The sequence below is a fragment of the Intrasporangium sp. DVR genome, assembly GCF_040365325.1.
GTDB lineage: Bacteria > Actinomycetota > Actinomycetes > Actinomycetales > Dermatophilaceae > Intrasporangium.
Map to the genome: position 1 here is coordinate 242,559 of NZ_BAABZW010000019.1, position 14,434 is coordinate 256,992.

At 71.0% G+C, this 14,434-nt stretch carries 12 protein-coding genes and 1 tRNA gene; 4 read left to right on the forward strand and 9 right to left on the reverse strand.

Features of this window, described 5'->3' with window-relative positions; genetic code table 11:
• Positions 1–17 precede the first annotated feature (17 nt).
• Entirely contained in the window at positions 18–572 is a 555-nt protein-coding gene (locus tag ABWV20_RS15100) for a 2'-5' RNA ligase family protein (protein ID WP_353356472.1), read from the forward strand.
• On the opposite strand, the gene ABWV20_RS15105 is transcribed toward ABWV20_RS15100, so the two are convergent.
• Positions 553–1,470, reverse strand: coding sequence for an LLM class F420-dependent oxidoreductase (locus ABWV20_RS15105; protein ID WP_353356474.1), 918 nt, complete (start codon positions 1,468–1,470; stop codon positions 553–555). The genes ABWV20_RS15100 and ABWV20_RS15105 overlap by 20 nt on opposite strands.
• A 9-nt stretch (positions 1,471–1,479) precedes the next feature.
• Positions 1,480–2,169, reverse strand: coding sequence for a membrane protein YczE (yczE, locus tag ABWV20_RS15110; protein WP_353356476.1), 690 nt, complete (start codon positions 2,167–2,169; stop codon positions 1,480–1,482).
• A 61-nt stretch (positions 2,170–2,230) separates the two neighbouring features.
• On the opposite strand from yczE, the gene yczR reads away from it, so the two are divergent.
• Positions 2,231–3,664, forward strand: coding sequence for a MocR-like transcription factor YczR (yczR, locus tag ABWV20_RS15115; RefSeq protein WP_353356478.1), 1,434 nt, complete (start codon positions 2,231–2,233; stop codon positions 3,662–3,664).
• Positions 3,665–3,848: 184 nt separating this feature from the next.
• On the opposite strand, the gene ABWV20_RS15120 is transcribed toward yczR, so the two are convergent.
• Positions 3,849–4,514: a GNAT family N-acetyltransferase gene (locus tag ABWV20_RS15120; protein WP_353356480.1), complete on the reverse strand. Its 666-nt coding sequence runs from the start codon at positions 4,512–4,514 to the stop codon at positions 3,849–3,851.
• Between the two features lie 50 nt (positions 4,515–4,564).
• Between ABWV20_RS15120 and ABWV20_RS15125 the strand changes: the two genes are divergently transcribed.
• Positions 4,565–5,686 (forward strand): NAD(P)-binding domain-containing protein, encoded by a 1,122-nt coding sequence (locus ABWV20_RS15125; RefSeq protein ID WP_353356482.1) that lies wholly within the window; start codon positions 4,565–4,567, stop codon positions 5,684–5,686.
• Here ABWV20_RS15125 and ettA read toward each other — a convergent pair.
• The 4 genes from ettA to ABWV20_RS15145 form a co-directional block, all read right to left on the reverse strand.
• Positions 5,662–7,344 carry an energy-dependent translational throttle protein EttA gene (gene ettA / locus ABWV20_RS15130; protein ID WP_353356484.1) on the reverse strand — a complete coding sequence of 561 codons (1,683 nt, stop codon included), beginning with the start codon at positions 7,342–7,344 and terminating at the stop codon, positions 5,662–5,664. The genes ABWV20_RS15125 and ettA overlap by 25 nt on opposite strands.
• A 96-nt stretch (positions 7,345–7,440) precedes the next feature.
• The gene (locus ABWV20_RS15135; protein WP_353356486.1) at positions 7,441–8,097 is read right to left on the reverse strand and encodes a single-stranded DNA-binding protein; all 657 of its coding nucleotides are present in this window, start codon (positions 8,095–8,097) and stop codon (positions 7,441–7,443) included.
• A 168-nt stretch (positions 8,098–8,265) separates the two neighbouring features.
• Entirely contained in the window at positions 8,266–9,999 is a 1,734-nt protein-coding gene (locus tag ABWV20_RS15140) for a dynamin family protein (protein ID WP_353356488.1), read from the reverse strand.
• The gene (locus ABWV20_RS15145) at positions 9,996–11,711 is read right to left on the reverse strand and encodes a dynamin family protein (protein WP_353356490.1); all 1,716 of its coding nucleotides are present in this window, start codon (positions 11,709–11,711) and stop codon (positions 9,996–9,998) included. The genes ABWV20_RS15140 and ABWV20_RS15145 overlap by 4 nt, the downstream gene beginning before the upstream one ends.
• Positions 11,712–11,875: 164 nt before the next feature.
• Here ABWV20_RS15145 and ABWV20_RS15150 point away from each other — a divergent pair.
• Positions 11,876–11,948, forward strand: a tRNA-Arg gene (locus ABWV20_RS15150).
• Between the two features lie 29 nt (positions 11,949–11,977).
• Here ABWV20_RS15150 and ABWV20_RS15155 read toward each other — a convergent pair.
• Both ABWV20_RS15155 and ABWV20_RS15160 read right to left on the reverse strand, forming a co-directional pair.
• Complete coding sequence (locus ABWV20_RS15155; RefSeq protein WP_353356492.1) at positions 11,978–13,240, reverse strand: phospholipid carrier-dependent glycosyltransferase; 1,263 nt, start codon at positions 13,238–13,240, stop codon at positions 11,978–11,980.
• Complete coding sequence (locus tag ABWV20_RS15160) at positions 13,237–14,415, reverse strand: PrsW family intramembrane metalloprotease (protein ID WP_353356494.1); 1,179 nt, start codon at positions 14,413–14,415, stop codon at positions 13,237–13,239. The genes ABWV20_RS15155 and ABWV20_RS15160 overlap by 4 nt, the downstream gene beginning before the upstream one ends.
• Positions 14,416–14,434 lie beyond the last annotated feature (19 nt).

Sequence of the window (14,434 nt, forward strand, 5' to 3'; positions counted from 1 at the left end):
CCCGCAGTGATTCGCACGTGACCCGGGGGCACACCGTCCTGCAGGTGCCGGTGCCTGCCCTCGAGCCGTTCGTCCTCGGTCGGTACCACCACTACGACCCCACCCTCGTCTCGGCGGACCCGCACTTCGTCCACGCCCACGTCACGGCCCTCGGACCGTTCCTCGACCCGCTCCACATCGGCCACTCCGCCCGCGTCACGATCGGCCGGATCGCTTTCGAGACACAACCGTTCGCCTTCCGGCTCGCCCGGCTGGACACGTTCCCGAACGGCATCATCCACCTTTTACCCGAGCCCGACGACGCCTTCCGCGGCCTCACGAGGCGTTTGTGGCAGGCGTTCCCGAACTGTCCGCCGTATGCCGGTCAGTTCCCGAGCGCTCGACCCCACCTGACGCTGGACGCCCGTTCTCAGACCGTCTCGGAGGAGTCGACGCGCCGGCTGCTCGGTGGGCTGGTCCCGGTCGACTGCCGGGCCGAGCGCCTGGAGCTCGTGTGGTACGAGTCGGGCGGAAGCCGGGTGCTGATGAGCTGGCGGCTCGGACTGGACGACCTCACCGACCAGCAGCGGTGAGACCGGCCACCTGGCGAACCACCTCGGCGACGAGCCGATAGGCGTCGGGATCCGTCTGGTTGCCCATCCCCAGGATGGCGTCGTCGATTCCGGCCTCGGCCAGGGACCCGAGCTTGTCCACGGCTGCAGCGACGCTCATGGTCGGCTCGCCCGAGGGGGCCGGTCCGCCGGACTCCGAGAGGCTCATCCGGGTCAGCACCGTCTTGGTGATCTCGTCGTAGTCGCGCCCCACCTGGGCGCAGTGGTCGCGCAGCAGGTCGCACGTGGCTCGCAACCGCTCGGTCCCCACATCGAAGAAGTTGGACGCGTCGGCGTGGCTCGCCACGAGGCGAAGCGTCTTGCGCGGGCCCATCCCTCCGATGAGGACCGGCGGATGCGGTCGGCGAATCGACTGAGGGCTGTTGAGGGTTCGCTCCAGGGTGTAGTGCTTCCCCCGGAAGGGTCCGTCGTCATCGGACCACATCTGCCGCACGATCTGAAGCGTCTCCTCCAGCCGCTCGAACCGCTCAGTCACGGCCGGGAACCGGACGCCCAGTCCGCGGTGCTCCTCCTCGTTCCAGGCGGCACCGATGCCGAGCCAGGCCCGGCCGCCCGAGAGCACGTCGAGCGTCGTCACGGTCTTGGCCAGGATGCCCGGATGCCGGTAGGTGACACCCGTCACGAGGGTGCCCAGCTCGATCCGCGAGGTCTGGGCCGCTGCGAAGGCGAGGGCGGTGTAGGCCTCGGGCATCTCCAGCTCCGGGGGACCGATGCCCCTGATCTGGAAGAAGTGGTCCATCACCCAGAGCGAGGCCATGCCGGCCGCCTCGGCGTCGCGAGCGATCCGGCCGAAGGTCGGCCCGATGGACCCGGGCGCGCCGGGCCAGCTGAAGTGGGAGACCTGGAGGCCGAGCCGCATGGACCGATCCTAGGTCGAGACGGGACGTGCCGCAGGGGCCAGGTCGTGGGACGCGACGTGCGCCTCGAGGTGCACGGTGACCCGCGGCAGGAAGAACTGGACCAGCGGCCCGATGGCAACGGCATAGAGCACGGTCCCGAGCCCGACCGGCCCACCGAGGACCCAGCCGGCCGCGAGGACGGTGAGCTCGAGCGAGGTCCGGACGAGGCGGAGGCTGAGCCCGGTCCGCCGGGAGATGCCCGTCATGAGGCCGTCCCGAGGTCCCGGGCCGAGCTGGCTCCCGATGTACAGCCCACCGGCCAGACCGTTGAGGACCAGGCCCCCGGCGAGCAGGCCCAGCTGTGCCGCGAGACCGGAGGGGGTGGCCATGAGAGCGAGGCCGGCGTCGGCCGCCAACCCGATGACCACGACGTTCGACAGGGTCCCGAGCCCGGGCCACTGCCGCAGCGGGATCCAGAGCAGCAGCACGAGGGCTCCGACGACGATCGTCACCTGGCCGAAGGTCAGCGGCACCCGGAGGGTGACGCCGGCGTGGAAGACGTCCCACGGGTCAAGGCCCAGGGTGGCCCGCACCAGCATGGCCATGGACATGCCGTAGAGCGTCAGACCGAAGAGGAGCTGGACCACACGACGCGGCAGCTTCCCGGCCCGCAGCTGGTCGCGGGGAGACAGGTTGAGCAGGGGAACGGAGCGACGCATGGCCCCACTGTCGACAGGATTGGACTCACTTTCCATAGCCAGTTCTGTGACACTGGCTTGTATGCGCACCATCTCCGCTCGCACCGTCGCCCAGCTGCTCGGTCCCGCTCCGCTGACGCGACCGGCCTACCGCAGCCTCGCCGACGGCCTGCGCCGACTGGTCTCGGACGGGCGCGTCCTCGTCGATACCCGCCTGCCCAGCGAGCGGGCTCTCATGTCCGAGCTCGGCCTCAGCCGCACCACGGTGGGAGCCGCACTCGACCTGCTCCGCGACGAGGGCTTCGTCGTCACGCGACGCGGCTCCGGGAGTGTGACGGCGCTTCCGGAGGGACCATCTGGCCTGGCGGTGTCCGGAGCGGGCCTGGTGCCCACCGACCTGCCGGACGACGTCATCGACCTCACCTATGCCGTCCTGCCCGCTGCTGCCGGCCTCACCGCCGCCTACGAGCGGGCCCTCGACCACCTGCCCAGGCACCTGGCCACCTCCGGCTATCACCCCAGAGGTCTCCCCGAGCTGCGTGAGGCGCTCGCGGGCTGGTACGACGGTCGCGGACTGCCGACCGATCCACGGGACATCGTCGTCACCGGCGGAGCGCACGCTGCCCTGTCAGCGGTCCTGCGCGCCGTCCTCGACCCTGGGGACCGGGTCCTGCTCGAGACCCCGACCTACCCCAACGCCATCGTCGGCGTGAGGCGCTCCAGCCTGCGGCCGGTTCCCTTTCCCATCGACCCCCTCGGCTGGGACCCCGAGCACCTCGAGCTCACCCTGAGACAGGGCGGGACACGGATGGCCTACCTCGTGCCCGACTTCCAGAACCCGACCGGTCGGCTCATGTCCTCCGAGGATCGCGTCGCGGTCGCCGACGTCCTCCGGCGGACGAGGACCATCCCCATCATCGACGAGACGTTCGTGGAGCTGGGTCTCGACACCCGGCCCCCGGCCCCCTTCGCGACCGCATCCCAGGAAGCGATCACCCTCGGCAGCTCCGGCAAGGCGTGGTGGGGCGGCCTGCGGGTCGGATGGGTCCGCGCGCCGCATGAGCTGGCTGCCCGCATCCTGGAGGCGCGCCACAGCCTCGACCTCGGCACCGCCGTGCTCGAGCAGCTCGTCCTCGTCGAGCTGCTCCGGGCGGGCGACGACCTCCTCGACGAGCGGCGCAGGGAAGCGCGACGGCGTCGCGATGCCATGGTCGCAGCCCTCCGGACCCACGTCCCCGACTGGCGGTTCTCCGTGCCACCCGGCGGCCTCAACCTGTGGTGCCAGCTGCCCGTCGACCGAGGAGACGCCCTCATCCGAGTGGCCGAGTCGGCCGGGGTCCGGCTCGCCCGCGGCGCACAGTTCGCGACCGACGGCGGTATGGACCGCTTCGTCCGCATCCCCTACAGCTCTCCGGCGGACGAGGCCGACGAGGTGGGCCGCCGCCTCGCCGTCGCGTGGGAGAGGGCCCTCGACAGCCGCTCCACTCGCGAACCGGCCACTCCCCTCATCGCCTGACCGCCCCTCATCAGAAGCGGGACCGGGCGTCGCCGCGACTTCCGCATCCGTGGTGAGCCAGACAGGGCTACGGCCCTGGTCACGATCCGGAAGGCAGCAGCCCGAGGCAATCCTGGTCCGGGCGTTCGTCCTGACCGGCCTGCGCGTGTGAGCACGGGGCACGGGAGCCCGCGACGTGACCCGGTCACCGCCCCGTCAGCCGGAGCCGCATCACCGGCCGCGTGGCGCCGGTCCGACCCACCACCTCGAACCCGGCCGCGGCGAACGTCGACGCGGTTCCGTGATAGAGCTCGCTCCCCCCGATCCGGCTCCCGCGTGCCGCCACGTCAACCGGGTGACCGACGATGGCCGACGCGCCCTGCTCCCGGACGACCTCGATGGCGCGCGCGAGCAATGCCGTGGCGATGCCGTGACGACGCCAACCGACCTTGACGACGAAGCAGGTGACCGCCCAGACCGACTCGTCGTCAAGGTCGTCACCGGCGTCGACCGCGACAGGCCGGAGCGAGCGGCTCGCGGTGATCCGCGGGAAGGTGGGACGCGGGCCGACCTGCACCCACCCCACCGGCTGCGCAGCCCCTCTCGACGGTGGCGACCCGTGCCCGGCGCGAGGGACACCCTTCCGGGGAGCCGGCCCAGCGGCATACGCGATGAGTCCCACGGGCGCCGTCGCGGACTGCACCTGCGAACGCAACCGGCTCCGGTTCCGCGCCGCCGACTGCTCGTACGAGCGGCCCGTCGTGAGGAAGTACTGGCACCAGCACCACGAAGGGGCGCCCCGGGTGCCGAAGAGCTCGACGAGGTCGTCGAAGCGCTCGCTCGCGAGGGGTTCGATGCGCAGCTCGGTCACCCTGAGAGTCTGCCTCCCACACGAGCCCCCGTCACTGTCACACTGCTGCAGTGACCTCGCAGCGAGCCGACGTCCTGGTCATCGGCGCCGGGCAGGCCGGCCTCTCCGCCGCCTACCACCTACGCCGGCGTGGGTTCGGCCCAGCCGGGGGGTCCGGCGGCGAACGAGAGTATGCGGTGCTCGACTCCGAGGTCGGGCCGGGCGGTGCCTGGCGGCACCGCTGGCAGTCCCTCCGGATGGCGACGGTCAACGGCATCAGCGACCTGCCCGGCATCGCCCAGCCCGAGGTGGACCCGTGCGAACCCAGCTCGGAGTTCCTCACCCGCTACTTCGGGGCGTACGAGCGTGAGCTCGGCCTGCACATCGTTCGCCCGGTCCGCGTCGCCGCCGTGCGACGGGAGGACGCTGACCCGCGCGGGCGCCTCATCGTCGAGACCGACCACGGTGACTGGAGCACCCGCGGGCTCATCAACGCGACCGGCACGTGGACCAAACCGTTCTGGCCGATCTACCCGGGCCAGGCGAGCTTCCGCGGACGCCAGCTGCACGTGGCGGACTATGTCGCGGCCGACGAGTTCCGCGGCAAGCACGTCGCCGTCGTCGGCGGTGGCATCTCGGCGGTGCAGCTCCTCGATGAGATCTCGCAGGTGACGACGACCTCCTGGTTCACCCGCCGTGAGCCGGTCTGGCGCGAGGACGAGTTCACGCCTCAGGCCGGGCACGCGGCCGTGGCGCTCGTCGAGGAGCGCGTTCGGCAGGGGCTGCCTCCGCAGAGCGTCGTCTCCGTCACCGGACTCATCTGGACACCGGCGCTCCGCGCAGCAGCGCGCCGTGGGGTGCTGGACCGCAAGCCGATGTTCACCGCCATCGAACCCAGCGGTGTGCGCCTCGCCGACGGAGGTTTCCTCCCTGCTGACGTCATCCTCTGGGCCACCGGCTTCCGGGCCGCACTCGACCATCTTGCGCCGCTGCACCTCCGCGCCCCCGGCGGAGGCATCGTCATGGAGGGCACGCGGGTCGCGGCCGAGCCGAGGGTGCACCTCGTCGGCTACGGCCCGTCGTCGTCGACGATCGGGGCGAACCGCGCGGGGCGAGCCGCCGTCGCCTCGCTCGGGACGTGGCTCGCGAGCGAGGGCGACCGCGCCGGTCAGTCCCGGGTCAGCTTGCGGTAGGTCACCCGGTGCGGCCGCGCCGCCTCGGGCCCGAGTCGCTCGACCTTGTTGGCCTCGTACGCCTCGAAGTTGCCCTCGAACCAGTACCACTTGGCTGGGTTCTCGGCGTCGCCCTCGTAGGACAGGATGTGCGTCGCGACGCGGTCGAGGAACCACCGGTCGTGTGAGATCACGACGGCGCAGCCCGGAAACTCGAGCAGGGCGTTCTCGAGCGAGCCGAGCGTCTCCACGTCGAGGTCGTTGGTCGGCTCGTCGAGCAGCAGCAGGTTGCCACCCTGCTTGAGGGTGAGCGCGAGGTTGAGACGGTTGCGCTCCCCTCCCGAGAGCACACCGGTCGGCTTCTGCTGGTCGGGTCCCTTGAAGCCGAACTGCGAGACGTAGGCGCGGGACGGGATCTCGACCTGGCCGACCTTGATGTGGTCGAGGCCGTCGGAGACGACCTCCCACAGGGTCTTCTTCGGGTCCAGACCCGAGCGTGCCTGGTCGACGTAGGAGATCTGGACCGTGTCGCCGACCCGCACCTCGCCCGCATCGGGCTGCTCGAGGCCGACGATCGTCTTGAAGAGGGTCGTCTTGCCGACACCGTTGGGCCCGATCACCCCGACGATGCCGTTGCGCGGCAGGCTGAACGACAGGTCGTCGATCAGCAGCCGGTCGCCGAAGCCCTTGCGGAGGTTGTTGACCTCGATGACCACCGAGCCGAGCCGCGGACCCGGCGGGATCTGGATCTCCTCGAAGTCGAGCTTGCGCGTGCGCTCGGCCTCGGCAGCCATCTCCTCGTAGCGGGACAGACGGGCCTTCGACTTCGCCTGCCGGCCCTTGGCGTTGGACCGGACCCACTCGAGCTCGCTCTTGAGGCGCTTGGCCAGCTTGGCGTCCTTCTTGCCCTGGATCTGCAGCCGCTCGGACTTCTTCTCGAGGTAGGTCGAGTAGTTCCCCTCGTAGGGGTAGAGACGGCCGCGGTCGACCTCGGCGATCCACTGGGCGACGTTGTCGAGGAAGTACCGGTCGTGGGTGACCGCGATGACGGCGCCGGGGTAGCTCTCGAGGTGCTGCTCGAGCCACTGGACCGACTCGGCGTCGAGGTGGTTGGTCGGCTCGTCGAGCAGAAGCAAGTCAGGCTTCTGCAGCAGCAGCTTGCACAGGGCGACCCGACGGCGCTCCCCACCGGACAGGTTGGTGACGGGCAGGTCCGGCGGCGGGCAGCGCAGGGCATCCATCGCCTGCTCGAGCTGGTTGTCGAGGTCCCACGCGTCCGCGTGGTCGATCTGCTCCTGGAGCTTGCCCATCTCCTCGAGGAGTGCGTCGTAGTCGGCGTCCGGGTCGGCCATCTCGGCGCTGATCTCGTTGTAGCGGTCGAGCTTGGCCTTGATCTGGCCCGCCCCCTCCTCCACGTTGCCGAGGACTGTCTTCTCCTCGTTGAGCGGTGGCTCCTGGAGGAGGATCCCCACGGTCGCGCCGGCCGCGAGCCGCGCCTCGCCGTTGGACGGCTGGTCGAGTCCGGCCATGATCTTGAGGATGGTCGACTTGCCGGCGCCGTTGGGGCCGACCATGCCGATCTTCGCCCCGGGGTAGAAGGACATCGACACGTCGTCGAGGATGACCTTCTCGTTGTGCGCCTTGCGCGCCCGGGTCATGGTGTAGATGTACTCGGCCATGCGCAGAAGGCTATCTGCGATCGGCCGTGCGACCGAATCCGCCCGCCGTCGCCCCAGGCAGCGCACGACGGGCGTCTCCAGACCCTCAGCGCCGCGTCATGCAGCGGGCTCCTCCAGGCTGTAGTCGTCGGTCTCCGGGTCACCGGGGAAGTCGCCCGGCAGGTCACCGGGAAATCGAGCGGGCGGGCCTCCCGGGTAGCCGTCGTCCGCCACCGCCGGCGCGAGGCCATCGTGCACCTCACCGTTGGCGTCGACGTGGTGGGGTCGGCCCACCGAGTCTCCGGGCGCGCCGGCGCGACCGGCCTCGCTCCCTCTGCCCGCGGTGCCGTCCATCTCCTCGAGGGCCTTGCGGACCTCCTCGGAGGCGGTCGGGTCGAGGCCGAGGGCGGCTGCCTTGCTCAGGCGCAGGAACGAGGCCCTCCCCCACTTCAGGTCGTGCCCGATGTGGTCGGCCTCGATCTCGGAGGAGGTCCGGCTCACGCCGTCGCTGCCGAGATAGGTCTTCGTCGACAGGTTTCCCTCGACGATGACCGGCTGGCCCTTGCTCAGCGAGGAGGCGGCGTTTGCCGCCAAGGCGTTGAAGGCGATGACGTTGTAGAAGCTCGTGTCCAGGTCGAGGAACTTGCCGTCGCCGGTCCGTCGGTAGGGCGTCGTCCCGATGCGGAAGGTCGTGAACACACTGCCGTTTCGACCGGACCTGGTGATGGGCTCGTTCACGACGTTGCCGTGAACGGTGATGCGGGTCTCGTTCATGCTGCCTCCTCCTGCCGATGCCGGCGGGTCGCTCGCGACGGCTGCTGCAGTCGCGCACGACCACCGTGCCGGGGCGAGGGTGATCGCGCAGGCCTCGACGGCAGTCCTGTGGACGACGCGGCGTCCTGCGGAGGGTTGTGGACGGGTCCACCACAGCCCTCGGGCCGGTCAGCGCAGGACCGACTCGAGCTGTTCGCGCGTCTGCCGGTGCCGGTCGAGGACCTCGTCGATCGGGATGAGGATCCGCTCGTCGGCCACCTGGGAGACCGCGTCGGTGAGTCGCCTCCCGACCATCGACTTGCGGCGCCGGGCCCCCACCTTCGCCCACCACCGGGACAGGATGCCGAGGAGGAGTCCGGCCAGGACCCCGCCGACGAGCATGAGCAGCGGGACCGGCAGGATCCCCACGGTGGGCGTGTCGGGAGCCGGGATCTGGAGCAGCCCGAGCACCCACAGCCCGACGAGCCAGAGCAGGCCGAGCGCAGCGGTGATCCCGAGCACCCACTGGATGACGTTGACGAGCAGCCACCAGAGCGGTCGACGCGCCCGCAACGACGTGCCGACGATGGCCTGGTCGAGCGCATCGGAGAGAGAGCCGCCGCGGTCGTCCACGGCCTCCTCGACCGCCTGCGCCCACCTGACCGGGAGCCCGTCGGAGGCCTCTCGGACGAACCTGCGCGTGGCGATCTCGACGCCCGACGTCGCCGAGGCGCTCGGCGCGGGGATCGACGAGCGACCGAGCACTGCGCGCACGTCGGAACCGTCGATGTCGACGGGGATCGGCGGGCGGCCTCCCGTGCGGTCGAGGCGCAGCCGCCGCAGCGGGTCGGCCGCGAACCCGCGCGTCCACCTCGCGTAGAGCCACCCGGTGTGCGCGAAGGCCTCCCTTCGGTAGTCGCGGGCCACGGCGTCGAGGACGATCGGGACACCGGCTGCGCGGGCGAGCGACTCGTCGAGCTGGGTGCGGTCGAGCCGACCCACGTCGGCCTCTTCATCGGCGACGCCCTGCCGTAGCCGGCGCGCAGCCGCGACCACATCCGCGTTGAGTCGTTGCCGCGACGCGGCCTGCCCCGCAACGGCATTCGCCAGACGCTGCTTGAGCTCCGGAACTCCGGTCCCGGACGTGGCCGACGTGGCGAGGACTGCCGCGCCGCGGATGCCGTCGGCCTCCAGGAGCTTCGTGAAGTCCGCTCGCAGCGCCTTGACGGCCTCGACCTCGAGGCGGTCGGTCTGGTTGAGCACGGCGAGGGTGACCGCGTCGTGATGCGCCATCAGGGAGACGAACTCGTCGTGCAGTCGGGCGTCTGCGTACTTCTGTGGGTCGGTGACCCAGACGAACATGTCGACGAGCTCGAGAATGCGCTCGGCTTCGCGCCGGTGCGACAGCTCACGGGAGTCGAAGTCGGGCAGGTCCAGCAGGACGAGCCCGTCGAGGTCGACCGGCTCGGGGGGTCCGGTCGACACGGCGCGAGCGTCCGCCGAGCCATCGTCCGCACCAACTCCGGTGGCATCGTCGGCGCTGCGCCCCACCAGGTGACGGGCGTCCACGTGCAGCCAGTCGAGCAGCTCGGACGCGTCGGACGTCCCCCAGACCGCTGCGGTGGGCTTCGCCGTCGTGGGACGTCGCGCACCGATGGCCGAGACGGGCTCGCCCACCAAGGCGTTGAAGAGCGACGACTTGCCGCTGCCCGTTGCCCCGGCCAACGCGACGACGGTCTGGTCGCCTGCGATCGCCGACCGCTCGTGCGCCCGGTCGAGGACGCGTCGCGCGTCGTTGACGGCGGTGTCGTCGAGCTCCTCGGCGCCGGACATGAGCGCGAGCGACAGCGCCGCCGTGCGGTCCGCGAGCTCGGCAGCGCTGGGCGCCTTGACCTTGGCCTTGCCCATCCTGATGGGACTCATCGGGCCGACCTCACCTCCGCTGCCGCCTGCTCGAGCTCCGTGGCCTGACTGGTCCGCACCGCGAGGCCGGCCACGGCGTCGTCGTACCGTCTCCGTTCGGCCTCATAGAGGTCGGTGACCCTCTCGACGAGGCGGACTCGCGCCTGCCGGGCGAGCTCGCGCACCGCCTGGTCACCGAAGACGGCCTCGAGCAGCTTCTGACCCACGAGAGCGGTACCCCCTGCGATGCCGACCTCGGCACCCGTGATGCCGGCCGTGGAGGCGAAGGTGACGAGCATGAGGACGACGCCGAGCCCGTTGACGCCGTAGGCCATGATGCGGGCCGTCGTCCGCCGGTCGCGCCCCTCGTTGCGGACCATCTCGAGGATGTCGCCCTGCCAGTCCCGCACGAGGCGAGCCGTCTGGGCGTTGAGGTCCGGGCTGGACCGCAGCAGGCCGTCGGTCGTCGCGAGCAGGTGCGCGCCGCCGGGCAGCGTGCGCCAGGTCCGAGCCGTCTCGCTCGCCGCGAGGTCGGCACGGTTCGTCACGAGGGCCTCCACCCCTGTCTGGAGGGCCTCGCCCAGGTGCTCGGCCTTCGCCGGCTCGCCCTTGAAGAAGGCGGTCACCCGGTCACGGACGCGCGAGACGGTGGACTCGACCTGTCGGAAGAACTCGCCGGTGCCGACGAACTCCTGCCATCGGGCGAGGACCTCGCCTCGCAGGAGCGTCCCGTCGTGCATTCCCCGCTGCACCTGGGCGAGCCCCTCCTCGTACGTCGTCCGGGCGGCCACGACGAGCGCATCTGCCGCATCGACCTGGACCGCAGAGGCGTCCACCAGTGCAGCGGTGCGCGAGTCGAGGGAGGCCAGGGCCCCGGTGAGGGTCTGCCGCACGACCTCGGCGCGAGCCTGCGCATCGCCGGCGAGGGCGTCGAGCCAGTCGCGGAGGCGCTTCGTCTGGGCGGCCGGGAGCATGCCGTCCTCCAGCTGGGACTCGAGGACCGTGAAGATCGGTGCCTCGTGCAGCTCCTGCTGCCGAAGCATGGCCGCGAGGTGGGTCCGGATCTCCTCGAGGCTCTCGGCCGGGACCCGGTCGAGGACGACAGCCACCGCGGTCCCTCGCTCGGCCGCCTGGCGGAGGAGGTCCCACGGCACGGCGTCGGCGTAGCGGGCCGCAGTGGTGACGAAGAGCCAGAGGTCCGCGGCCGCCAGCAGCTCCGTGGCCAGGTCTCGGTTGGCCGCCACGACGCTGTCGATGTCAGGGGCGTCGAGGAGCGCCAACCCGGGCGCGATCGCGTCGGTGCCGACGAGGCGGACCGCGCCGGGCCCGTCGGAGGACGAGTGCTTCCCGGTGATCCTGGCGAGTCTCGGGAGGATGCGCTGGTTGGCGAACCACCTTGCGTCATCGGGGTGGTGGATCAGAACCGGCGAGCGGGTCGTCGGGCGCAGAACGCCGGGCAGGGAGACCTCTCGCCCGACGACGGAGTTCACGAGGGTCGACTTCCCGGCGCCCGTCGAGCCGCCGACGACCGCGAGCAGGGGCGCGTCGAGCGAGGAGAGTCGCGGGATCACGTAGTCGTCGAGCTGGTCGAGCAACCGCTCTCGCTCGGTGCGCGCCATGGCGACACCCGGCACGTCGATGGGCAGGGAGGCCCCATCGACCGCGTCGCGCAGCCGCGTGACGGCCGTGAGCAGCGGGTTGCTGCCCTCCCCTGAACTAGACACGCGCCTCATCCTCTCGTGTCCCCTCGGACCTATCAAAACTCATCAGTGGTGCGGTCGTGGAGGGACACGCAGGTCGTATGCCGCTGGGCCAGGTTTTGCTCCGACCGCCAGGGAGTGGGTGGCGGGGAGCTCGACGCCCTCGCGCCTATCATAGGAGCGCCCGACCCGGGCAAGCCCCTGTAGCTCAGTGGATAGAGCAAGAGCCTTCTAATCTCTTGGTCGCAGGTTCGAGTCCTGCCGGGGGCGCGATCGCGCGGCGGCGTCGGTGAGGTCGCTCAGGTGAAGAGCATGAACGCCTGTTCGGGCAGGTCCGGCAGGGCGCTGAGCAGCCAGGTCGCCGCAGCGCCGGACGTCACCAGGATCACGACGAGAACGGCCGCGCCCCAGCGGAGTCGGCTCATCGCCAGCGCGAGCAGGACCGCTGCCGGAGGTGCCGCCACGAAGACGAGGCGGATGGAGACCTGGAAGATCAGGACGGACTGGAGCAGGTAGAAGAGGAGAGCGGACGCCACCGCCGCGACCGGCAGGACGAGGTCCGGCCGAGCAACTCGCACCGCCCCGGCTTCTCGGCGACCTCGCAGGCGCGCCACGAGAACCGCGCCCACGACAGCTCCACAGAGGGCGAGGGACAGCACCGCGAGCGCCTTGATCGGCAGGGGCGCGCGGAGGCTGTTGCGGTAGTACTCGACGGGGACGAAGAGGTACGAGGTGATCTCGCTCGCGCGCGCCACCCACGCCGACACCGAGTCGACCGGCATCGGGGCGAAGCCGAAACCTGCCGACTGCACGGCCGACCCGCCGGTGAGGTCCCCGTAGAGCGACAGGTTGCGCACGAACCACCAGCCGGACGTCACGACGGCGCCGACGAGCACCGCGGCGGCTCGGGCCCAGCGCCGCCGGACGAGGCCAGGCCGGACGAGGACGGCAATGAGCACGGCAGGCAGGAGTGACACGGCCACCACCTTGGTGAGGACGGCCGCACCGATGACGACACCGATGGCGAGGTGGGCCAGTCCACCTCGGCCGCTCGCCTGGGTGCGAGCGGCCAGGACCAGGGCCAGGGCGCACAGCGTGATCGTCAGGTGGTCGTTCTGGACGGATCCGCTGATCCCGAGGAGCAGCGGGTTGAGCGCGATGAGCGCCGTCGCCGCCCAGGCCACGGGTTCGGAGGCTCGGAGAGCGCGGGCGAGCGCCAGCCCGAGGAGGACCAGGACGGGCGTCAGCAGGGTCCAGAAGAGGCGCACGCCGTGAAAGGCCTCCTCGCTCCCAGCCGCGCCGAAGAGGCTTCCGACCATGGCGGACAGCGCGTAGTAGACCGGCCCCATCTGCGCCTGGTAGGAGCTGCCCGGCTCCCCGATGACCGGCATCCGGCCGTGCTCGGCGTAGAAGGTGACGTTGTTCCAGTGAGCCGGCTCGTCGTAGGGCTGGCCGGGCGGAGTCAGCAGGGCGAAGCCGATCGACCCCGCGAGGGCCAGCGCGACCAGGGACGTCAGGACGGCGCTCCGGGAAAGCGTCGGCGAGGACCAGTGGTCCCTCATGCCACGGGCGTCCCGATGAAGTCCCTGCGGTGGGCGGTGATCGCTTCGAGGAGAACCAGCTCGCGTTGGGCCGCGTCCCGCTCAGCAGTGCCGTGCACCAGCCGGGACCGAAGCAGTGCAAGGTCGCTGGCGCTGTCCTGGAAGGCATCCATGGAGCGTTGCGCCGCGGGGCCGCCGCGGCGCCGGGCCCATCCTCGGGCCGCCCGCCGAGTCCCCAGGTGCGAGAGCATCCCCACCTCCGCGTGGGTGAGCCAGCCTGCGTCGGCATAGGGCGAGAGGTACTGCCCGATGAGGCGCCCCTCGCGGCGCCGCAGCCAGACGAGGAACACGATGAAGCCGATGAAGAGCGGGACCTGATAGGTGATGTAGGCCGTGAGGAAGCCCTCGATGCCGGCGATGGCGGAGAGGTTCCACCCGCCGTGGAGCAGGACCGCGGAGACCCAGCCGCCGATGATCGCGACGGTCCGCACGGTGGCGCTCCGGGTGGAGACGGCGATCCCGATCCCGATGCCGATGAGCGATGTGAAGAGGGGGTGCCCGAACGGGCCCATCAGCCCTCTGACGATGAACGTCGCGGTGAGGCCCTCGTTGCCCATCTCGGTGTAGGCCTGGCCGAGGTAGAGGATGTTCTCGCTGAAGGCGAAGCCGGCGCCGATGAGCCCGGCGTAGACGATCCCGTCGATGATGCCGTCGAACTCGTGCCGGCGCAGGAGGTAGAGGAGGAAGATGCCGAGGCCCTTGAGCGTCTCCTCGGTGATCGGAGCGAGGTAGACCGCACCCGTGGCGAAGGGGTCGACCCAGTGGGCCTCGACGAGGAGCGTGAGGCCGAGCGTGTTGAGCCAGAAGGCGCCGACCACGGCGATGAGCGCGCCCCAGAGGAAGGCGGCGACGAGGTAGCGGACGGGTTCGGCCTCGTAGCGGTCGAGCCAGAGGTACGTCGGCACGATGATGACCAGGGGGATGAGGGCCATGAGACCGGCCAGGACGGCGACGCGCGCCTCCAGCTGGGCGCCGATGATCCCGAGCAGGATGAGCAGCGCGACGAGGAGCAGGGTGGCGGCGACGCCGATGGTGAGGATCCTGCGGAGCATCGGCCGCCACGTGGGGTTCGGCTCACGGCTCCACTCGCGGGCCTCCAGCCGCTCCAGCTCTCCTGCGGGATCCCCTGGACTCATGACGGCAGGCTAGTGCAGG